15 protein-coding genes, 1 tRNA gene, 1 rRNA gene and 1 other RNA gene are annotated in these 22397 nt (G+C 36.6%); 14 read left to right on the top strand and 4 right to left on the bottom strand.

Annotated features, from left to right (window positions below; all coding sequences use genetic code 11):
* Positions 1-112: 112 nt before the first annotated feature.
* Positions 113-385, bottom strand: coding sequence for a hypothetical protein (locus J5E45_RS04070; protein ID WP_208181639.1), 273 nt, complete (start codon positions 383-385; stop codon positions 113-115).
* A gap of 193 nt (positions 386-578) precedes the next feature.
* Between J5E45_RS04070 and J5E45_RS04065 the strand changes: the two genes are divergently transcribed.
* Together J5E45_RS04065 and J5E45_RS04060 are read left to right on the top strand one after the other, a co-directional pair.
* Complete coding sequence (locus J5E45_RS04065; protein WP_208181638.1) at positions 579-1439, top strand: GNAT family N-acetyltransferase; 861 nt, start codon at positions 579-581, stop codon at positions 1437-1439.
* 109 nt (positions 1440-1548) lie between these two features.
* Positions 1549-2793, top strand: coding sequence for an ammonium transporter (locus J5E45_RS04060; RefSeq protein ID WP_119585747.1), 1245 nt, complete (start codon positions 1549-1551; stop codon positions 2791-2793).
* Between the two features lie 111 nt (positions 2794-2904).
* Here J5E45_RS04060 and J5E45_RS04055 read toward each other — a convergent pair whose 3' ends face one another.
* The 3 genes from J5E45_RS04055 to gltC form a co-directional block, all read right to left on the bottom strand.
* Entirely contained in the window at positions 2905-3687 is a 783-nt protein-coding gene (locus J5E45_RS04055) for a YibE/F family protein (RefSeq protein ID WP_039068509.1), read from the bottom strand.
* Positions 3684-4799, bottom strand: a complete 1116-nt coding sequence (locus J5E45_RS04050) for a YibE/F family protein (RefSeq protein WP_069793403.1) — start codon at positions 4797-4799, stop codon at positions 3684-3686. Before J5E45_RS04050 ends, J5E45_RS04055 begins: the two co-directional genes overlap by 4 nt.
* Positions 4800-4892: 93 nt before the next feature.
* Entirely contained in the window at positions 4893-5780 is an 888-nt protein-coding gene (gene gltC, locus J5E45_RS04045; RefSeq protein ID WP_208181636.1) for a glutamate biosynthesis transcriptional regulator GltC, read from the bottom strand.
* Between the two features lie 139 nt (positions 5781-5919).
* Here gltC and gltB point away from each other — a divergent pair, with 139 nt between their 5' ends.
* The 12 genes from gltB (at position 5920) to J5E45_RS03985 (ending at position 22322) form a co-directional block, all read left to right on the top strand.
* Positions 5920-10422, top strand: a complete 4503-nt coding sequence (gene gltB / locus J5E45_RS04040; protein WP_208181635.1) for a glutamate synthase large subunit — start codon at positions 5920-5922, stop codon at positions 10420-10422.
* Positions 10423-10442: 20 nt separating this feature from the next.
* A complete protein-coding gene (locus J5E45_RS04035; RefSeq protein ID WP_039068514.1) occupies positions 10443-11906 on the top strand; it encodes a glutamate synthase subunit beta in 1464 nt (487 codons plus the stop codon).
* Positions 11907-11962: 56 nt separating this feature from the next.
* Positions 11963-12055 (top strand) — tRNA-Ser (locus J5E45_RS04030).
* A gap of 400 nt (positions 12056-12455) precedes the next feature.
* Positions 12456-13883, top strand: coding sequence for a PTS system trehalose-specific EIIBC component (gene treP, locus J5E45_RS04025; RefSeq protein ID WP_208181633.1), 1428 nt, complete (start codon positions 12456-12458; stop codon positions 13881-13883).
* Positions 13884-13969: 86 nt separating this feature from the next.
* Positions 13970-15604 carry an alpha,alpha-phosphotrehalase gene (gene treC, locus J5E45_RS04020; protein WP_208181627.1) on the top strand — a complete coding sequence of 545 codons (1635 nt, stop codon included), beginning with the start codon at positions 13970-13972 and terminating at the stop codon, positions 15602-15604.
* Between the two features lie 28 nt (positions 15605-15632).
* Positions 15633-16358 (top strand): trehalose operon repressor, encoded by a 726-nt coding sequence (gene treR / locus J5E45_RS04015; protein WP_208181625.1) that lies wholly within the window; start codon positions 15633-15635, stop codon positions 16356-16358.
* Between the two features lie 106 nt (positions 16359-16464).
* Positions 16465-16734, top strand: an RNA gene (gene ffs, locus J5E45_RS04010) — signal recognition particle sRNA large type.
* Between the two features lie 195 nt (positions 16735-16929).
* Positions 16930-17460, top strand: coding sequence for a GNAT family N-acetyltransferase (locus J5E45_RS04005; RefSeq protein ID WP_039068519.1), 531 nt, complete (start codon positions 16930-16932; stop codon positions 17458-17460).
* A gap of 59 nt (positions 17461-17519) precedes the next feature.
* Positions 17520-19235 carry a DNA polymerase III subunit gamma/tau gene (dnaX, locus tag J5E45_RS04000; protein WP_039068520.1) on the top strand — a complete coding sequence of 572 codons (1716 nt, stop codon included), beginning with the start codon at positions 17520-17522 and terminating at the stop codon, positions 19233-19235.
* Positions 19236-19323: 88 nt separating this feature from the next.
* Complete coding sequence (locus tag J5E45_RS03995; RefSeq protein ID WP_002484224.1) at positions 19324-19641, top strand: YbaB/EbfC family nucleoid-associated protein; 318 nt, start codon at positions 19324-19326, stop codon at positions 19639-19641.
* A gap of 4 nt (positions 19642-19645) precedes the next feature.
* Positions 19646-20242: a recombination mediator RecR gene (gene recR / locus J5E45_RS03990; protein WP_101094375.1), complete on the top strand. Its 597-nt coding sequence runs from the start codon at positions 19646-19648 to the stop codon at positions 20240-20242.
* A 527-nt stretch (positions 20243-20769) separates the two neighbouring features.
* A 16S ribosomal RNA gene (locus tag J5E45_RS03985) occupies positions 20770-22322 on the top strand.
* Positions 22323-22397: the final 75 nt, after the last annotated feature.

Here is a 22397-nt window from a genome sequence, read left to right as displayed (position 1 = left end):
ATATTTCATACTGTAATACGAGCTTTTTATATGAGCATTTAAAATAAATTAGTATAATGCAAGACTTGCGAAATTGAAGTTACAAAATATTAATGAAAAGTGTAATGCTCTATTATACACTTTCTTTGCGTAAAGATTTAACTCGTTTTGCTGTTGTGAATAGCGTACTTGCAAGTGTGAAAGTTGAAAATATTTTGGCGAATTTACGCGGTGATTTTAAAGCAGTATAGAAATCTAATACTGCGCCAACGCTAGTAATTGCCATACTAGCATAGATTAATTTTTTGTTTCTTGACTGATAGGCATACCAATTAAAACCTTCTACTGCAATACCTACAAAATTAACAGCATTTGAAATGCGATTGATCTTTGTTTTCTTAGCCATTTGGTTAAACCCTCCATTGTTAAAAATGCACCTTTATTTTAATATTATAACACTTTATAAACTTACGATTGGTGTTTAAGTGTCTAATGTTGCTTAAAATATAAGATGTATACAATATTGAAATATGATAACATAAGCGATATTCATATAAAAATAGTAAGATTGCTAATATTGGGGATGGAGTGATAAAAAAATGATTAAATGTGTTTGTTTAGTGATTGAATCTAATGAGTATTTACTACTTGTTCAAGCTAGAAATAGAGAAAAATATTATTTTCCCGGTGGCAAGATAGATGAGAATGAATCACATACAGAAGCATTAAAAAGAGAAATACAAGAAGAATTACGACTTGATTTACCAGAGTCTTCTTTTGTTTATCTTAAAACGGTTGTTGGAGAAGCATATCCTCAGAAAAACACACAAACAGAACTGAATTGCTACTATACAACAGAAAATATAAATTGGGATTCAATTGAACCAGACCAAGAAATTACAGATATGCAATGGATACATAAATCAGAAAGCTATAAAATTGCACCAGCAGTTTTAACATGGATTGATGCGCAATCAAATCAACAGGAGACTATTAACGTTGTTCCTTACGAAGAAGTGCTTATTTCAGATATAAAGCAGTTCAATATTACAGCGGAAGATAGAAAGTTTACAAAAACCCCCGAAGAAAATATTACGCTCGCTACTAATGATGAGGAACGCCACCCAACATTGGTATATAATGCGAGGTCGGAATGCGTTGGTTTCTTTACATTGCATGAAGGGGATGGCGTTGCACCCTATTCAAACAATAAAAACGCGATATTTTTCAGATCATTTAGCATTGATTCGAATTATCGAGGTCATGGTTATGGTAAAAAAGTCATTCAATCGTTACCAAACTATTTAAGGCAATATTTTCCTGATGTTAATGAAATCTATTTGACGGTAAATACGGATAATGAAGTAGCTCAAAAATTATATCAACAATGTCGCTATCAAAACGTAGGAACATCATTTTTAGAGGGCCGACCTGTATATATTTTGAAGCAGAATTTATAAAAAGTGAATGTGTGCGTCACATAAATTAACACAGTATGTTATTTTATGTGACGCATTTTTGCGATCCAATTTATTAGGGGGTATGATCTTCTACAAAGGAGTGAGTGCTATGAATATGAATGATACATTATTTTTATTTCTTTGTACGTTATTAGTATGGTTGATGACCCCTGGATTGAGTTTGTTTTATGGAGGCTTAGTGCAGTCTAAAAATGTTTTGAACACAGTTATGCAAAGTATGTCTGCTATCATAGTCGTGACATTCGCATGGGTAATACTCGGTTTTAGTTTGAGTTTCGGTTCAGGAAATACAATCTTAGGTGATTTTACATATTTGGGGTTACAACATGTTGGATTTGATACGCAAACGGAAATAGCTCCACATGTGCCACTGGGATTGTTTATGTTATTCCAAATGATGTTTTGTACAATTGCTGTTTCGATATTATCTGGTTCAATTGCAGAAAAAATGAAGTTTATACCTTATCTTATTTTTGTGCTTTTATGGGTGATTTTAGTATATAGCCCTGTAGCGCATTGGGTGTGGGGCGGCGGTTGGATTGATCAACTTGGTGCGATAGATTATGCCGGTGGGACAGTAGTACATATCACTTCCGGTGTTTCAGGACTAGTGTTAGCAGTGATGATAGGTGCAGGTAAAAACTTTGATAAACGACCACCGCATAACCTTATTATTTCATTAATAGGTGGCATATTCGTATGGATTGGTTGGTATGGGTTTAATGTAGGGAGTGCGTTAACATTTGATCATATCGCAATGACATCATTTATTAATACTGTGTTAGCAGCGAGCGCAGGCTCATTAGGTTGGTCGATTATAGAATATTGGATGAAAAAGACGACAAGTTTAATCGGTATGTTGTCTGGAATGCTAGCAGGTTTAGTAGCAATCACACCTGCAGCAGGGTTTGTTGATTATACAAGCGCTATATTAATTGCATTAATAGGTGGCGTATGTTGTTATTTTGCGATTAATTATATCAAAGTGAAATTAAAATATAATGATGCCTTAGATGCATTTGGAATCCATGGTATCGGTGGTGTTATCGGTGCGATATTAACGGGTGTATTCCAATCACAAAAAGTTAATGATGGCATTTCAAATGGTTTGCTATTTGGCGGTAATATACAGGCGGTAATGGTTCAAATATTGGCAGTAGTCGTAACGATTATATTTAGTGGGTTAGTTACATATATTATTGCAAAAGTAATTGGTCTATTTAGCGAACTTGCTGCGGATAAAGTTGAAGAAGAACAAGGTCTAGACTATGTAGTTCATGGGGAAAATGCATATTTCAGTGGCGAATTGAATAAATTGAATAGACGCTCTTAAGTTTTGGTTTTTACGATTGGGAAAGTGAGAGGCAAGTTTGAAAGTTTGTATATATTAAAAACCTATCGAGACATAGGCATAAGTGCATGTTCTAATCCCGATAGGTTCAAGTTATGATTGTTGATTATTTTGTGAAGATGAAATATTTTGTCTTTTTATTAAGATAGCAGTTAGCCAAGCTGTAATTGGAATGCTAATAGCAACGGCAATCCCGCCTAAAAGAATTGAAATAAATTCTTGCGCAAAAATTTTCGAATTAATTACATGGCCAAATGAATAATTAAGTTTGAAGAACCAGAAAAATAATGTCAGTTGGCCACCAAAATAAGCCAGATAAATGGTATTGGCTGAAGTTGCTAATATTTCTCTACCAACACGCATGCCAGAATGAAATAATTCTTTCTGAGTTAATTCAGGATTCGTTTCATTTAATTCGCACATTGGAGAACTTATGGTAATCGCTAAATCAATCACGGCTGCAATGACTGCTAACACAATTGTAAAGACCATGAATTTGATCATGTCGATACCAATATTCATTGAAAAAATATAAGTCTCGTCTTGTTCTTCTGTCGTAAAGCCTTGTAAATCACCGATTGAAACAGAAAGATAAATTGCCAAGATTAGTATCACTGTAGTCAAAATAGTCGCGTAAAACGCAGCTTTGGTTTTAGTGTTGTAACTATTTAATATAAATAAGTTACACGCTGCGATGATAATACAGAAGATAAGTGTAACGAGATAAATCGGTGCACCGAATATAATAATGACAATTGCGATCAAAAGAATGACAAAGTTCAAGAATAGCGTCATATAAGAAATAAGACCCTTTTTACCGCCGAATATAAGCATTAATACGAATAATATTAGTCCTAAAATTGTAATAGCGCTCATTGATTAGCACCTCTCATTCTAAACCATAGTTGCATCAATAAGATTGTGATTGGAATTGTTAGTACGATGCCAATACCCCCTGTGATTGCCCGAGAAATTTCAAGTGACCAATTCATAGAAATGGTATATGTAACTGTATTTGCATTTTTTAAGTAAATGAGTAGCATTGGTAAGCTGCCTGATAAATACGAAAAAAGTAAGATATTAGTCATAGTGCCCATGATATCTTGCCCAATATTGCGTCCAGCTATCGCCCAACGCGTCATGCTGATGTCTGGTGTACGGCGTAAGATTTCTGCCATACCACTTGCGATAGTTATAGCGACATCCATTACAGCTCCTAAGGTACCAATTAACACAGAAGCGAGAAATACTTCTTTAGGTGGCAAAGTTAAAAAGCTCATTGTTTCAAACTTTATACCGGAACCATCAGTGAAATGTATGACTAATTGCGTGATTCCGACGCAGATGAAAGTCCCGAGTAATGTGCTGATGATTGTAACAAGTGTACGCCATTGCCATCCTGTAACCAATATTAAAGTTAGGATTGTTGAAATGAAAATGCCTATACTCATCAAACCGAATAAACTGATGCTAGGGTATTGATTATGAATATAAATGGCTAAGACGACGACTATTGTATTAATTACTAATGATAAAATAGATTGTAGACCGATTTTTCTACCTACTAGTAATACAGTTAATAAAAATAATCCTGTAATGGCAACAATTAGGCTATCGCGTTTCTTTTCCGTGATATATGCGCTATTGAGTTTGTCATCAATATGTAGTAGGACTTTGTTATTAGTTGAATATGCTTCGCTGTCTGCTTGTGACTCAATATATTGATGTTGAATGGTAGTTGTTTTACCTTCGTATTTTCCGTTGAGTATTTTGATTGTTAACTGTTCTTTGTGTTTTGTATCTTTGTTATGATGTTCATCTGTGATTTGGGATGTAGATTTATTTTCAATACTGGTAATTTGACCTATAGGTATGTCATAAAATTTAGCGTTCATGAAAGTGAAAATAAAAACTCCTAAAAATATAATGCAAAAAACAAAGACAACCCAATTAAAAGGGCGCTTCAATATTTTTTTAGTTGAATTCAAGCTGACTCAATCCTCTCTATTTTTAGACAATGTGATTATACGCCCCAGTTTTATTGAATTCAAAGATTTATAGGTTGTAATTTTAACGCTAGGCTAATGGTAAGTCGCACTACGGCTTAATAATTGTTCAATAGTTGTAAGCATTAATTGTAAATCGTTTTTACGATTATCTGGGCGGACGACACTGCAAATTGTACGTCTCAGTTCTGTGTGTTCTAGCGAAACATCTACCCATTTTTGTGGGTTTTTATCTAGCAGATAATATGAAGGTGCGATGATATATCCACGTTCTTTATTAAGTAAATATTGTGCGATTTGTGTATGAGTAACTGTACGTATCGGAGTTTCGACTACTTTTTCCAATGTTTGCCTGATATTGGAAGGTAAGGCATAGAGCTCGTATATCATTTTGTTTGAAAATTGAATTAACGGTGGATTAGTTGCCATAGTAATTGGATCGTCTTTTGGAACGTAAATATGAAAATTCTCTTCGAATAAAGGGTTAATCTTTAATGAAGAATTCTGTTTGAGCGTTTGTGTTAACTCTGTAAACGCAATATCGATTTGATCAGTGAGTAAAGCATTGAGTATATCACTTTCTTCCATTAGAATGGGTTCTACTACTGAATCGCTTTTATTTTCAAAGGCTTGTATTAATAAAGTTAGCACTTGGGAAATATAGCTCTCAACATACCCGATGCGAATGATAAAATGATTCGACTCGGATTGGTTATGGAATAAGCGTATAGTTTCATCAAGTTGATCGATAATCTTAGTCGCTTCTGTAAATAAATGTTTACCTTCGTCGGTAAGGTGGATATTACGACCTTCTCTTTTAAATAATGTAACTTGTAGTTCTTTTTCGAGTTGTGTGATTTGTCTACTGATAGCAGATTGCGCAATGTCTAATTCTAGTGCAGCCTCTGACAAATGCTCTCTTTTAGCTACTTCTATAAAATATTTTAATTGTTTGATTTCCATAGTTAATAACTCCTATTCCAAATCATTCTAATAATTAGAATGATATCATCTAATTTATATATTGAACAGATTAATCAACTGCTATATAGTTTACTTACTTAATTCAATATTCAGAATTTTCGTAAAAGAGGTGAGGGTCATGCTTGAATATGGTGAAAAAGTAGGCTTATATGATGGGCGCGAAGAACATGATGCGTGTGGTATAGGATTTTATGCCAATATGGATAATCAGAGAAATCACGAGATTGTAGAAAAATCATTAGAAATGTTACGTAGGTTAGATCATCGCGGAGGGATCGGCTCAGATGGTATTACTGGCGATGGTGCCGGTATTATGACGGAAGTACCATATGAATATTTTGCAACAAAAGTTGATTTTGATTTACCGGCTGAAGGTAAATACGCAGTTGGAATGTTTTTTACTAATGAGAAGATAGCTGGATCTCAACATGAAGCACAATTTAAGGCCCACTTTGAAGCAGAAGGTTTAAGCGTCATTGGTTATAGAGATGTTCCTGTAGATACGAATGCAATTGCATCACACGTAGTTGAAACGATGCCACATATACAACAAGTGTTCGTTGCGTTAAATGATGTTTCACACATAGAAAGAAAATTATTTTTAGCGCGTAAACAAATTGAAAATTACGCTAATCAACAGCGTTTGAATTTATATTTTACAAGCTTATCGCATAGAACAATTGTGTATAAAGGTTGGCTACGCTCAGACCAAATTAAAGCTTTATATCAAGATTTAAATCATGAAACTTATGTTTCAAAGTTAGGACTTGTACATTCGCGTTTTAGTACGAATACTTTTCCAAGTTGGAAACGTGCACATCCTAACAGGTTGCTCATGCATAATGGTGAGATTAACACTATAAAAGGTAATGTGAACTGGATGAGAGCAAGACAAAATGATTTAATAGCAACAATATTTGGTGATGATAAAGATAAGGTTAAAGAAATTGTAGATGAAGATGGTAGTGACTCTGCCATTGTAGATAATGCGTTAGAATTTTTATCATTAGCTATGGAACCTGAGAGAGCTGCAATGCTGATGATACCGGAACCTTGGTTATACAATAAAGCTAATGATGCTAATGTTCGTTCATTCTATGAGTTTTATAGTTATTTGATGGAACCGTGGGACGGTCCTACAATGATTTCCTTTTGTAATGGAGATAAGATAGGGGCGTTAACGGATAGAAATGGTTTGAGACCAGGACGCTATACAATTACGAAAGATAATTATATCGTATTCTCCTCGGAGGTCGGTGTGGTAGATGTACCAGAAGATAATGTAGCGTTTAAAGGTCAATTAAACCCAGGGAAGTTATTGCTAGTCGATTTTAAACAAAACAAAGTAATAGAAAATAACGAATTGAAAGCGCGTATTGCAGATGAACATCCATATGAAAGTTGGTTGAATCAATTCAAGGTAGATTTAGGTTTAGCTAAAGTATCGTATAAAAATTCTGAATGGAGCGATGAAAGTTTAACACGTTTACAAAAACAGTTCGTTTATACAAAAGAAGAAATGGATAAATATCTGACGGAAATTGTCGAAAATAAGAAAGATCCAATCGGTGCAATGGGTTACGATGTTCCAATTGCGGCTTTAAATGAAAAGCATGAAACACTATTTAATTATTTCAAACAATTGTTTGCGCAAGTCACGAACCCGCCTATCGATGCTTACCGTGAAAAAATAGTTACAAGTGAACTATCTTATTTAGGTAGCGAAGGAAATTTATTGAATCCGAATGAAGACGTGTTGAATCGTATTCAATTAGCACGACCAGTGTTAACAGAAGCGCAATTAGAAGTTATTGAGCAGAGTAGATTTAGTGTTATGCATTTATCTACGGTTTATCAAAATAATTTAGAGGAAGCTTTAGATGAATTAGGAGATAAAGCGATTCAAGCTGTTGAAAAAGGAAAGGAAATCCTCGTATTAGATGATCGTGAATTAGTGAGTACAAATGATGGTTACGCTATGCCGATGCTGTTAGCAGTGAGTCATATACATCAGTTGTTAATTAGAGAAGGGTTACGCATGCGTACGAGTATAGTAGCTTTATCGGGAGAAACAAGAGAAGTGCATCATGTTGCTTGTTTGTTAGGATATGGTGCAAACGCAATAGTACCTTATTTAGCACAACGTACAATTGAACAGTTGGTACGAAACCAACGTTTAGAAGGGGATATTTCTGAAAATGTTCAAACATATACGGATACACTATCTGAAGGCGTAATAAAAGTTATGGCTAAAATGGGGATTTCTACTGTTCAAAGTTATCAAGGGGCACAAATTTTTGAAGCAGTAGGATTATCTTCTGAAGTTGTTGAAAAATATTTTACGGGTACGCAAACTAAGCTTTCAGGTATATCTATAAATATGATAGATGAAGAAAATAAAGCAAGACAAACACCTATAAATAAATATATAGAATCAGGAAGTACATTCCAATGGCGTAAACAAGGTCAACATCACACCTTTAATCCGACATCTATTCATTTGTTGCAACATGCATGTAGATTAAATGATTATGAAAAATTTAAAACATTTTCACATGAAGTTAATCACAAACGTACCGATCACGTTCGCCATTTGATGGAATTTAAAAAGCAAGAAGCTATTGATATTAGTGAGGTTGAGCCTGCAAGTTCTATTGTTCAACGTTTCAATACAGGTGCGATGAGTTACGGTTCTATTTCTGAAGAAGCGCATCAAACATTAGCTGAAGCGATGAATCAAATGGGCGGTAAAAGTAATAGCGGTGAAGGTGGAGAAAATCCAGAACGTTATATTGTCGATGAAGAAGGACGAAACCGTTCTAGTGCAATCAAACAAGTTGCATCCGGTCGTTTTGGTGTGACGAGCGATTACTTACAACACGCTAAAGAAATTCAGATAAAAGTTGCGCAAGGCGCTAAACCAGGAGAAGGGGGACAATTACCAGGTACTAAAGTATATCCGTGGATAGCTGAAGTAAGGGGTTCAACACCAGGTATAGGTTTAATATCACCACCGCCGCATCACGATATTTATTCAATAGAAGATTTAGCACAATTAATACACGATTTAAAAAATGCAAATAAAGATGCAAACATTACGGTGAAACTTGTTTCCAAAACTGGTGTAGGTACAATTGCAGCTGGGGTTGCTAAAGCATACGCTGATAAGATTGTTATTAGTGGTTATGACGGTGGTACAGGTGCTTCACCTAAAACGAGTATTCAACATGCAGGTGTGCCATGGGAAATTGGTCTAGCAGAAACGCATCAAACTTTAATGATGAATGGTTTGAGATCAAGAGTGAAAGTAGAAACCGATGGAAAGTTACTTACAGGTAAAGATGTTGCTTATGCATGTGCGTTAGGCGCTGAGGAATTTGGCTTCGCGACAGCGCCATTAGTAGTACTTGGATGTATTATGATGCGTGTGTGTCATAAGGATACTTGTCCAGTAGGTATCGCTACCCAGAATCAAGATTTGAGAGCGCTATTTAATGGTAAAGCTGATCATGTAGTCAACTTCATGCACTTCGTTGCTGAAGAATTGCGTGAAATACTAGCTGAACTTGGGTTGAGAACTGTAGATGAACTTGTAGGTAGAACTGATTTATTAACACGTAAAGATAATCTAGCTAGCAGCCGTCCTAAAGCTGCATCGATGAATATTGAAGCGTTATTATATCAACATGAAGGTGAAAGATTTAAAAAAATAGAACAAAATCATCATCTCGATGAAGGTTTTGATTTAACAGCATTTTACCCAGATGCTAAAGCTGCGATTGAAAACGGCCAATCATTTAGTGGGCGATATCAATTAAAAAATGAACAACGCGATGTCGGTGTTATTACTGGTAGCGCGATTACAAGAGTGCATGGGAAGGACGGGTTACCAGAAGATTCAATTTACGCTGAGACTATTGGTCACGCAGGACAAAGCTTAGGGGCTTATACACCAAGTGGTTTAACAATTCACCACACGGGAGATGCTAATGATTACGTAGGTAAAGGCTTATCTGGTGGTAAAGTAATCGTTAAAGCGCCGAACCAGCAACGTGAAAACGAAATTATCGTGGGTAATGTTTGTTTTTATGGTGCTTCACATGGTAAAGCTTTTATAAGTGGTAAAGCTGGTGAACGTTTCTGTATTAGAAATAGTGGTGTGCAAGTAGTTGTTGAAGGTATTGGTGATCATGGTCTTGAATATATGACTGGTGGTAGAGTTGTGGTGTTAGGTGATGTAGGTAAAAACTTTGGCCAAGGTATGAGTGGCGGTGTGAGTTACATTTTCCCATCTAATATAGAACAATTTAAATCAGAAAATAAATTAGATAGCTTGGATTTCGACTTCATTACTGTAGAAGAAGAATATGATGTTTTGAAAACTATGTTAGAAGAACATGTGAAGTATACAAATAGTACGAAGGCGAAAAACATTTTGGCTAACTTTGAGTACGTTGCAGATAAAGTTGTTAAAGTTATTCCTAAGGATTACAAGCTAATGATGCAAAAGATCGACTTACAAAAGAAAAATTCAACAGAACTTGATCAAGCTTTATTAAACGCTTTTAATGATAAGCGCACTTATATAGAACCAGAGCAACGATTGACTGCCGTATATTAATTGTAGAAGGGGGATTTATTATGGGTGAATTCAAAGGGTTTATGAATTATGACAAACAACAATTACATGAATTGTCTTTGGTTGATCGTTTGAAGAATCACGACGCGTTTCAACAAAGATTTACGAAAGATGAAGCGGCACAACAAGGTGCTCGTTGTATGGATTGCGGTACACCATTTTGCCAGACTGGAGAACCGTTTGGTAGAGAAACCATTGGTTGTCCTATCGGTAATTATATTCCAGAATGGAACGACCTTGTCTATAGACAAGATTTCAAAACTGCCTATGAACGGTTGAATGAAACGAACAATTTCCCTGAATTTACAGGGCGTGTTTGCCCAGCACCTTGTGAACAATCTTGTGTAATGAAGATCAATCGTGAATCAGTTGCTATTAAAGGGATTGAAAGAACGATTATAGATGAAGCTTTTGAAAATGGTTGGGTCAAACCGACAGTACCAGAGCATCGTAAGGACGAATCTGTAGCTATAGTAGGCAGTGGTCCAGCTGGTTTAACTGCTGCAGATGAATTAAATAAATTAGGGTACAACGTAACAGTCTATGAACGTGCACACGAAGCGGGAGGTTTGTTGATGTATGGTATACCTAATATGAAATTAGATAAAGATGTAGTACGTCGTCGTATAAAAGTGATGGAAGAATCTGGCATACGTTTTGAAACAGACACAGAAATTGGTGTGGATATTAGCAAAGAGACGCTTAGCGAGCAATTTGATGCTATTATCTTGTGTACTGGTTCCCAAAACGCGAGAGATTTACCTTTAGAGGGCAGAATGGGATTAGGTATTCACTTTGCGATGGACTATTTAACAGAACAAGGCCAATATTTAAACGGTGAAATCGATGAACCATCTATTTCTGCTGAAGGTAAAAATGTGATCGTAATCGGGGCTGGAGATACAGGTGCTGACTGTGTCGCTACTGCATTGCGTGAAAATTGTAAATCAATCGTACAATTTAATAAATATACAAAACAGCCAGAAGAAATCGAATTTGATGAGAATACGTATTGGCCGTTAGCAATGCCTGTGTTTAAAATGGATTATGCGCATAAAGAATATCAATCACGCTTTGGTTTTGAGCCACGTGCTTACGGTGTGCAAACGATGCGCTATGACGTGGATAGAATTGGTAATGTCAAAGGCGTCTATACACAAATACTCGAAGAAACCGACGAGGGTATGGTAGTTGTAGATGGTACTGAGCGTCATTGGCCAGCGGATTTAGTGCTTCTATCAATTGGTTTTGTAGGTACTGAAACTACCGTGCCACATGCTTTTAATATTCAAACAGAACGCAATAAAATTGTAGCTGATAATAAAGATTTTAGAACAAATCAACCTCATATATTCGCTGCAGGTGATGCTAGAAGAGGGCAAAGCTTAGTTGTTTGGGCAATCCAAGAAGGCAGAGCGGTTGCAGATTCTGTAGATTCTTATTTAAATGAAAAAACATTAGTGTAACTTTGTAATTTTGATTGACTTTTACAAATGGCTATAATATGATGAATATTGTGTTTGGAGGAATACCCAAGTCCGGCTGAAGGGATCGGTCTTGAAAACCGACAGGGGCTTAACGGCCCGCGGGGGTTCGAATCCCTCTTCCTCCGCCATTATATTTTTAAAACCAAGACTAATGAATAGATGAGGCAAGTATTCAATATCGTATTGAGTACTTGTCTTTTTTGATGTGCTTATTAAGTTAGAATGCATTGTGCGTTATAAGCTGTCCGGAAAATTATACATATCATTAAACTATCGAATGTGAAATTTAAAATGAAATACTGTTCCAACAAAAAGTATTAAGCTTTAAATGAAAAGTTAATCAGTTTAGTTGATGAGTGCGCAAATAGTGTTTTATTGCTTCTTTAAACTTTTGTTAATGGTACAGTTTTGTATGGGTGTATATTGATGAGATGAAAAGTCTGTGTAATTTAAATGAAAGCCTTTGCAAAACTTGTATAGACAAGTTATAATTTCTTTAATGTTAAAAGGATAAGGGAGTGGAGTGTCATGGCCGTTAAAAAGAAAGATGTGCAAGATATAGTCGAAGCTGTTGGGGGCAAAGATAATTTGGACACAGCAACACATTGTGTCACACGTTTACGACTTGTCTTAAAAGACGATGATAAAGTAGACAAAGACCGACTGAGTAATAACGATTTAGTGAAAGGTCAGTTCAAGGCGGACAACCAATATCAAATCGTTATTGGACCGGGAACGGTAGATGAAGTCTATAAGCAATTGATAGCAGAAACAGGGATTAGCGAATCGTCCAAAGATGATGCAAAGGCGGCGGCAGCCAAGAAAGGGAACCCTCTACAAAGATTGATTAAGCTATTGGGAGATATCTTTATACCAATCTTGCCAGCAATCGTAACTGCTGGTTTGCTTATGGGGATTAATAACTTACTTACAATGGAAGACTTATTTGGTCCGAAACCGCTTGTTGAACAATTTCCGCAATTAGGTGATATATCAAATATTATTAATGTAATCGCTAGTACAGCTTTCATATTTTTACCAGCGTTAATTGGTTGGAGTAGTATGCGTGTATTCGGAGGAAGTCAAATATTGGGTTTGGTACTAGGTTTGATTTTAATGAACCCACAGCTTGTTTCGCAGTATGATATTGCAAAAGGTAACATTCCGACATGGGACATTTTTGGTTTAGAAATTAAGCAACTGAATTATCAAGGGCAAGTGTTGCCGATTTTGCTTGCAGCATATGTTTTAGCGCAAATTGAAAAATTCTTAAATAAATATATTCATGATTCAATTAAAATGTTAGTCGTTGGTCCAATTGCATTACTAATAACAGGTTTCTTAGCGTTTATTGTTATTGGTCCTGTAGCGTTATGGCTAGGTACTGGTATTACAAATGGCGTAACGTTCCTCTTTGAACATGCTGGTTGGTTAGGTGGCGCTATTTATGGTTTACTGTATGCACCGCTTGTTATTACTGGATTGCATCATATGTTCTTAGCTGTTGATTTCCAACTTATGGGTAGTGAGCTCGGTGGAACATACTTATGGCCGATTTTGGCGATATCTAATATTTGTCAGGGGTCAGCAGCGTTCGGCGCTTGGTTTGTTTATAGAAGACGTAAAATGGGCAAAGAACAAGGTTTGGCAATGACTTCTGGTGTTTCAGGTTTCTTAGGAGTGACAGAACCTGCATTATTTGGTGTCAATTTACCATTGAAATATCCGTTTGTCGCAGCGATATCAACATCTTGTGTGTTAGGAGCAATCATTGGCGCAACACGCGTGCTTGGTAGTGTTGGCGTCGGTGGCGTTCCTGCTTTCATCTCAATTAAAAGTGAGTATTGGGGTATCTACCTTGTATGTACCTTCTTGGCAATGGTGGTTCCGGCAATTCTAACGGTGTTCTTGTCAAAATTTAGTAAAGATAAAGCAAAAGAAATGGTAGAAGAATAAGCACTCTAAAGCAATACAACTAAACTCGCTAAAACGACTTGGCGGGTTTTTCTTCTTTAAATAATATAAGTAAAGGTGGTAATTCTATGAGTCAAAGTGATTGGAGAAAGTCAGTAGTTTATCAAATATATCCGAAATCATTTAATGACACGACAGGTAACGGTGAAGGTGATTTGAAAGGAATCATTGAAAAGTTAGATTACTTACAGTATTTAGGTATAGACTACATTTGGTTAACGCCTGTGTATGAATCTCCAATGAACGATAATGGTTATGACATTAGTAATTATTATAAAATAAATGAAAAATTCGGCACGATAGAGGACTTAGAAACACTTGTTAAAGAAGCTCATAAACGTAATTTAAAGGTAATGATGGATATCGTAATAAATCATACATCTACAGAACACGAATGGTTTAAACAAGCATACGCAGATAGCGACAGTGAATTTAGAGATTACTATTTCTTTAAAAGATCCTCCGATGCACAACCACCGACAAATTGGGAATCGAAATTTGGAGGAAATGCATGGAAATACGATGAAAAAACAGATGAATATTATTTACATTTGTTTGATGTAACACAAGCGGATTTGAACTGGGATAATCCAAATGTGAGGCACGCGTTATACGATATCATCAATTACTGGATAGATTTTGGTGTAGATGGCTTCCGTTTCGATGTTATTAATTTAATTTCAAAAGGTGAATTTAAAAATTCAGAAAAAATTGGTAAAGAATTCTATACGGACGGTCCACGTGTACATGAATATTTACATGAAATGAATGAGCATACTTTTGGTGGTAAAGACTTAATGACTGTGGGTGAGATGTCTTCGACAACAATTGAACATTGTATAAAATATACGTCTCCTGAGCGTCAAGAATTGAGTAGTGTTTTCAATTTCCATCATCTTAAAGTGGATTACGTTAATGGTGAAAAATGGTCGAATGCAAGATTAGACTTTCATAAATTAAAAGATATATTAATGGAATGGCAACTGGGAATATATGAAGGCGGCGGTTGGAATGCGATTTTTTGGTGCAATCATGATCAACCACGAGTTGTTTCACGTTTTGGGAATGATAGTAATGAAACGTTGCGCAAACAAAGCGCTAAGATGCTGGCAACTGTATTACATATGATGCAAGGAACACCGTATATATATCAAGGGGAAGAAATAGGTATGACGAATCCTGGTTTTGGTAGTATTGATCAATATAGAGATATAGAATCGTTAAACGCTTTTAATAATATGAAGCGTGCTGGTTATGATGAAGATGAGATACTAACAATATTAGGTCAAAAATCTAGAGATAACTCACGAACACCTGTACAGTGGACGAACGAGAAAAATGCAGGTTTTACTACAGGAACACCTTGGATAGACATCCCAGATAATTTTGACCAAATCAACGTTAAAGCTGCTATTGAAGATAATTACTCTGTTTTGCATACTTATAGGGATTTAATTCGCTTACGCCATGAATACGATATTATAACTTATGGGAGTATAGAACCATTATATATGGAAGATGACGAATTATTTATATATAAACGTCATTATAAAGATGAGACTTGGTTAGTAGTGGCGAACTTTTCGAAAGAACGTGTTTCTATACCTAAGGATCTAGATATTGAAGGACAAGTGATGATACAACATGGCAACATCTCTGATGGGCTGATAGATGGCTTCGGTACAATTGTTGTAGCACAATAATTTATAAAAGGGTAGTGAGTGAGCTCATATGACACAAAAAAAGTTTATTACAATATATGAAACTTTACGAACGGACATCATCGAATCTCGCATATCTTATGGTACACAATTGCCGTCAGAATATGAATTAGTAGAAGCTTATGATGCGTCACGTGAAACTGTCCGTAAAGCGCTGAATTTATTAGTGAGAGATGGAATGATACAAAAAATACGTGGTAAAGGATCGGTTGTAATCTATCAAGGCCTAACAGAATTTCCACTTGCAGATTTAACGAGTTTTCGAGAAGTGCAACAGGGCTTAGGGTTACAGCATGAAACAGAAGTGAAAGTTTTAGAAAAAATACCAGCAGGCGATGTGCCAAGAGTAAAAGAAGCGTTAAATATTTCTCAAAGCAAAGTCCTGTGGCACGTTATTCGTACTAGAAAAATTAATGATAGAGTGAAAATAATCGATGAAGATTATTTAATAGAGGCTATTATTCCAGGTTTGACGTTCGAGATTGCAAAAACGTCTTTGTATGAATATGTAGAAAATGTATTAGGATTAGATATTAGTTATTCTAATAAAGCTATAACATTTGAAGCATTCGGTGACTTGGAGTACGAGATGTTTGGTAATGTATCCCCGGCGTATACAGCTACTGTACGAGGAATTGTACATCTAAAAGATACTACACAATTTCAATATAATATTTCTAGACATTTAGCGACAGAGTTTAAATTTAAAGATTTCTCAAGACGTCATAAAATATAATGTAAATTAACAAGATGACCGTTTTGTGAATGCTTCTAATAATCTATTTATTAAATGAAAGCTAATGCTTGCATTCAGATAGAAGAATATAGTATGATATATTTTGCCGTGATAGGTGGGGAGGTAGCGGTTCCCTGTACTCGAAATCCGCTTTACGCGAGACTGAATTCCTTTGCTAAGGATACGTTTTTGTGAAGTCTGCCCAAAGCACGTAGTGTTTGAAGATCTCGGTCCTATGCAATATGAACCCATGAACCATGTCAGGTCCTGACGGAAGCAGCATTAAGTGGATCATCGTATGTGCCGTAGGGTTGCCGAGATTTAGCTGTCGACTTTGGTTACGTTTGTGATACGTATTCAAAGCGAAGGTTCACGGTTTTAATTTTAAAAATTAAGTAAACCCAAATATACATATATATAAAGAGCGACTTATCTTTTGATAGCGGTCGCTCTTTTTTTATATTAAAATATAAGAAATGCTGTAAAGTTGTTTTAGTATCCGACCAAATGAAATGCGCTTATTGATGTTATAATGTTTAAAAATAAAACTAAACGTTTTGAGGGGATAGCCATGCAAATTTACTTAAGTACTTTAACTGAAAATGATTATGAGACAAGTTTAGATGCTATTGAAGCGGCTTTTTTAGATGTGGCAGAATCAAATCACGATGAGCAAGAATTAGTGGAGAAGTTGAGAAAGGCGCCTGAATATAATTACGAATTAGAAGTGGTAGCTAAGAATGATGATGGTGAAGTCGTAGGTCATATCATGTTATCTGAAATTACGATTGTAAATGGAGATGACCGTTATACTGCTTTAGCATTGGCTCCATTATCTGTATTATTAGATTATAGAGGCAAAGGTATAGGTAAAGCGTTGATTCAAGCTGCTGAAGAACGTGCTAAAGCACAAGACTATAGTACAATTATTGTATTGGGTGACCCATCGTATTATGGTAAATTTGGTTACGAAGAAGCGCAAGATTTTGAGATTTATAGTCCATTTGATGTGCCTTCGAAATACTTTATGGTTAAATTTTTATGGGATCAATTACTTGAACAACCAAAAGGTGATGTAATTTATTCTGAAGCTTTTAACTAATATTCAAAGTGGAAAATACAATGCTATAATGAATGATGAATGTAATTGGAGGTGCGAAAGTGAATTATCAAGCTTTATATAGAATGTTCCGACCACAAAGTTTCGACGATGTTGTAGGACAGGAACATGTTACTAAAACATTACGCAATGCGATTTCAAAAAGTAAACAATCACATGCTTATATATTTAGTGGGCCTAGAGGTACTGGGAAAACAAGTATCGCCAAAGTGTTTGCCAAAGCTATTAATTGTCTCGAGCGTACAGATGGTGAGCCTTGTAATGAATGTGCAATCTGTAAAGGTATCACTCGTGGTACAAACTCAGACGTTATTGAAATTGATGCCGCAAGTAATAACGGTGTAGATGAAATTCGAAATATTAGAGATAAAGTTAAATATGCACCTAGTGAATCGAAATTTAAAGTTTATATCATAGATGAGGTGCACATGCTCACGACTGGTGCGTTTAATGCATTGCTTAAAACGTTAGAAGAACCCCCAGCACACGCAATTTTTATATTAGCGACAACAGAACCCCACAAAATTCCGCCTACAATTATCTCGAGGTCACAGAGGTTCGATTTTAAAGCGATTAGTCAAAATGAAATCGTAGAGAGATTGAAATTTGTAGCAGACGAACAACAAATTGTTTACGATGAGTCGGCATTAGACTTTATAGCAAAAGCTTCAGAGGGTGGTATGCGTGATGCGTTAAGTATTATGGATCAAGCTATTGCGTTTGGTGATGAACACTTAACCTTAGAAGATGCTTTGAATGTCACGGGGAGTGTAGATGCAAATGCGTTAAATGAATTGTTTAGAGAAGTTGTAGATGGTGATGTAAGAAATGCCTTTGCAACATATCATAAATTTGTGTCTCAAGGTAAAGAAGTTAATCGCTTGATTAATGATATGATTTATTTTGTTAGAGATACGATTATGAATAAAACTTCTAATGTAGAAACTGAATATGATGCATTGATGCATTTTGAGTTAGATATACTCTATAAAATGATAGATATTATTAACGATACACTTGTTTCAATCCGATTCAGTGTGAATCAAAGCGTACATTTTGAAGTGTTATTAGTGAAATTAGCTGAAATGATTAAAGAAACTCCGGAGCATGTTCAAACAGTTGCTACAACAGGTGTTGCAACAGAGCCTAATAATGATGTATTGCTACAAAGAATGGAACAACTTGAAAATGAACTTAAATCAATTAGAGCAAATGGAATAGCAACAAGTACACCACCGCAGCAAACAAAGCGTACTTCTAGCAAGAGTGGGCAATCTAAAAATGCCTTTTCAATGCAACAAATTGCCAAAGTTTTAGATAAAGCGAATAAAGATGATATCAAACAATTGAAAGATCATTGGCAAGAAGTTGTCGATCATGCAAAAAATAATGATATGAAATCTTTAGTTAGCTTGTTGCAAAATTCTGAACCGGTTGCAGCTAGTGAGACTCATGTGCTTATCAAGTTTGAAGAAGAGATTCATTGTGAAATTGTTAATAAAGATGATGAAAAACGAGAGAACATCGAAAACGTCGTTTGTAATATTATAGATAAAACAGTTAAAGTAGTTGGAGTGCCAGCAGATCAATGGATGAGAGTGAGAACGGAATATCTTCAAAATAGAAAAACTGGTTCAACAACAGAAGCGGGAAATGACGAACAAACTACGACTCAAACCCCTGAGGAAGTAGATGTCGTTCAAAAAGCAAAAGACTTATTCGGTGAAAGTACTGTAAATGTTATAGATGAAGAGTGATACATGACAATGTTCGAAAAGGCATGTATAATGAGACAAAAGATAAATCACAACAAAGTGATGTAAAAGTTTTAAGGAGGATATAATTATGCGCGGTGGCGGAAATATGCAACAAATGATGAAACAAATGCAAAAAATGCAAAAGAAAATGGGCGAAGAACAAGAGAAGCTTAAAGAAGAAAAAGTGCAAGGTACAGCTGGTGGCGGTATGGTAACTGTAACGGTATCAGGCCATAAAGAAGTGCTAGACGTAGAAATTAAAGAAGAAGCAGTAGATCCAGACGACATTGAAATGTTACAAGACTTAGTGATTGCTGCTACAAATGAAGCGATGAATAAAGCTGACGAACTTACACAAGAACGTTTAGGTAAGCATACGCAAGGCTTAAACATTCCTGGAATGTGATCGCATGCATTATCCTGAACCAATCTCGAAACTTATTGACAGTTTCATGAAACTGCCAGGCATTGGACCTAAAACGGCTCAACGTCTGGCGTTTCATGTATTAGATATGAAAGAAGACGATGTTGTTCAATTTGCCAAAGCACTTGTAGATGTTAAACGAGAACTAACTTATTGCAGTGTATGTGGCCATATCACAGAACAAGACCCATGCTATATTTGCCAAGATAAGCAAAGAGAGAGAACTGTCATCTGTGTAGTAGAAGATGATAAAGATGTTATTGCAATGGAAAAGATGCGTGAATATAAAGGGTTGTATCATGTGTTGCACGGTTCTATATCGCCAATGGACGGAATTGGACCTGAAGACATTAATATACCTAGTTTGATAGAGCGCTTAAAAGACGAAGAGGTTAAAGAGTTGATACTAGCGATGAACCCCAATTTAGAGGGAGAGTCCACTGCTATGTATATATCAAGATTAGTAAAACCAATAGGTGTTACAGTAACGCGCTTAGCACAAGGTCTTTCTGTAGGTGGAGATTTAGAGTACGCAGATGAAGTTACATTATCTAAAGCTATAATGGGTAGAACAGAGATGTAGCAATGCATGAAGCGCATAGTAAATAGAGTATAAGGCTATTCCTTTTTGGGATAGCCTTATTTTTATAAATAAAATTAAGAAAATGTAAAATAAAAATAAAGTATGTATATAGAGCTTTTTTTACAGATATTGATACCTTACTAATAGAAATAACAGTTAAAAAAGGTACATTAATCATTATTTCTAAATTAAAGTTTGGTTTTTGGTTAATAAGATAACCCTTAAAAGTGTTTAAGTGTAAATTTTACCGTTGTTAAAAGACTTTTAAGCGTGTATAGTATTTACTTGTCGGACGAAACAAAACGACAAACATACAAATGAAATACAAAAAATAATTTTAAAAAACTTCTTGACTTTCTAAGTCAAAGAGAGTAAAATTGTTTCTTGTGATTGAAGAAATGAACATTGAAAACTGAATTGCAATATGTCAACGTTAATTCCGAACACAACATTAAATCGTTGGTTCAAAACAGTGTTAGAGATAACACAAATTAGTATTTTATGAGCTAATCAAACATCATAATTCATTTATGGAGAGTTTGATCCTGGCTCAGGATGAACGCTGGCGGCGTGCCTAATACATGCAAGTCGAGCGAACAGATAAGGAGCTTGCTCCTTTGACGTTAGCGGCGGACGGGTGAGTAACACGTGGGTAACCTACCTATAAGACTGGGATAACTTCGGGAAACCGGAGCTAATACCGGATAACATTTGGAACCGCATGGTTCTAAAGTGAAAGATGGTTTTGCTATCACTTATAGATGGACCCGCGCCGTATTAGCTAGTTGGTAAGGTAACGGCTTACCAAGGCAACGATACGTAGCCGACCTGAGAGGGTGATCGGCCACACTGGAACTGAGACACGGTCCAGACTCCTACGGGAGGCAGCAGTAGGGAATCTTCCGCAATGGGCGAAAGCCTGACGGAGCAACGCCGCGTGAGTGATGAAGGGTTTCGGCTCGTAAAACTCTGTTATTAGGGAAGAACAAATGTGTAAGTAACTATGCACATCTTGACGGTACCTAATCAGAAAGCCACGGCTAACTACGTGCCAGCAGCCGCGGTAATACGTAGGTGGCAAGCGTTATCCGGAATTATTGGGCGTAAAGCGCGCGTAGGCGGTTTCTTAAGTCTGATGTGAAAGCCCACGGCTCAACCGTGGAGGGTCATTGGAAACTGGGAAACTTGAGTGCAGAAGAGGAAAGTGGAATTCCATGTGTAGCGGTGAAATGCGCAGAGATATGGAGGAACACCAGTGGCGAAGGCGACTTTCTGGTCTGTAACTGACGCTGATGTGCGAAAGCGTGGGGATCAAACAGGATTAGATACCCTGGTAGTCCACGCCGTAAACGATGAGTGCTAAGTGTTAGGGGGTTTCCGCCCCTTAGTGCTGCAGCTAACGCATTAAGCACTCCGCCTGGGGAGTACGACCGCAAGGTTGAAACTCAAAGGAATTGACGGGGACCCGCACAAGCGGTGGAGCATGTGGTTTAATTCGAAGCAACGCGAAGAACCTTACCAAATCTTGACATCCTTTGAAAACTCTAGAGATAGAGCCTTCCCCTTCGGGGGACAAAGTGACAGGTGGTGCATGGTTGTCGTCAGCTCGTGTCGTGAGATGTTGGGTTAAGTCCCGCAACGAGCGCAACCCTTAAGCTTAGTTGCCATCATTAAGTTGGGCACTCTAGGTTGACTGCCGGTGACAAACCGGAGGAAGGTGGGGATGACGTCAAATCATCATGCCCCTTATGATTTGGGCTACACACGTGCTACAATGGACAATACAAAGGGCAGCTAAACCGCGAGGTCATGCAAATCCCATAAAGTTGTTCTCAGTTCGGATTGTAGTCTGCAACTCGACTACATGAAGCTGGAATCGCTAGTAATCGTAGATCAGCATGCTACGGTGAATACGTTCCCGGGTCTTGTACACACCGCCCGTCACACCACGAGAGTTTGTAACACCCGAAGCCGGTGGAGTAACCATTTATGGAGCTAGCCGTCGAAGGTGGGACAAATGATTGGGGTGAAGTCGTAACAAGGTAGCCGTATCGGAAGGTGCGGCTGGATCACCTCCTTTCTAAGGATATATTCGGAAACATCTTCTTACGAAGATGAAATAGGAATAACATTGACATATTGTATTCAGTTTTGA

It is taken from the genome of Staphylococcus shinii (assembly GCF_017583065.1).
GTDB classification, from domain to species: Bacteria; Bacillota; Bacilli; order Staphylococcales; family Staphylococcaceae; genus Staphylococcus; species Staphylococcus shinii.
Note: the sequence above shows the minus strand (reverse complement) of the source record. Positions and strands in the feature narration are given on the sequence as shown.

Excerpts from the sequence above, each read along its gene's own strand:
- J5E45_RS04070 (WP_208181639.1), bottom strand. The coding sequence starts at position 385 with ATGGCTAAGAAAACAAAGATCAATCGCATTTCAAATGCTGTTAATTTT.
- J5E45_RS03995 (WP_002484224.1), top strand. The coding sequence starts at position 19,324 with ATGCGCGGTGGCGGAAATATGCAACAAATGATGAAACAAATGCAAAAA.
- gltB (WP_208181635.1), top strand. The coding sequence starts at position 5,920 with ATGCTTGAATATGGTGAAAAAGTAGGCTTATATGATGGGCGCGAAGAA.
- J5E45_RS04065 (WP_208181638.1), top strand. The coding sequence starts at position 579 with ATGATTAAATGTGTTTGTTTAGTGATTGAATCTAATGAGTATTTACTA.
- treC (WP_208181627.1), top strand. The coding sequence starts at position 13,970 with ATGAGTCAAAGTGATTGGAGAAAGTCAGTAGTTTATCAAATATATCCG.
- recR (WP_101094375.1), top strand. The coding sequence starts at position 19,646 with ATGCATTATCCTGAACCAATCTCGAAACTTATTGACAGTTTCATGAAA.
- J5E45_RS04060 (WP_119585747.1), top strand. The coding sequence starts at position 1,549 with ATGAATATGAATGATACATTATTTTTATTTCTTTGTACGTTATTAGTA.
- J5E45_RS04035 (WP_039068514.1), top strand. The coding sequence starts at position 10,443 with ATGGGTGAATTCAAAGGGTTTATGAATTATGACAAACAACAATTACAT.
- treR (WP_208181625.1), top strand. The coding sequence starts at position 15,633 with ATGACACAAAAAAAGTTTATTACAATATATGAAACTTTACGAACGGAC.
- treP (WP_208181633.1), top strand. The coding sequence starts at position 12,456 with ATGGCCGTTAAAAAGAAAGATGTGCAAGATATAGTCGAAGCTGTTGGG.
- gltC (WP_208181636.1), bottom strand. The coding sequence starts at position 5,780 with ATGGAAATCAAACAATTAAAATATTTTATAGAAGTAGCTAAAAGAGAG.
- J5E45_RS04005 (WP_039068519.1), top strand. The coding sequence starts at position 16,930 with ATGCAAATTTACTTAAGTACTTTAACTGAAAATGATTATGAGACAAGT.
- J5E45_RS04055 (WP_039068509.1), bottom strand. The coding sequence starts at position 3,687 with ATGAGCGCTATTACAATTTTAGGACTAATATTATTCGTATTAATGCTT.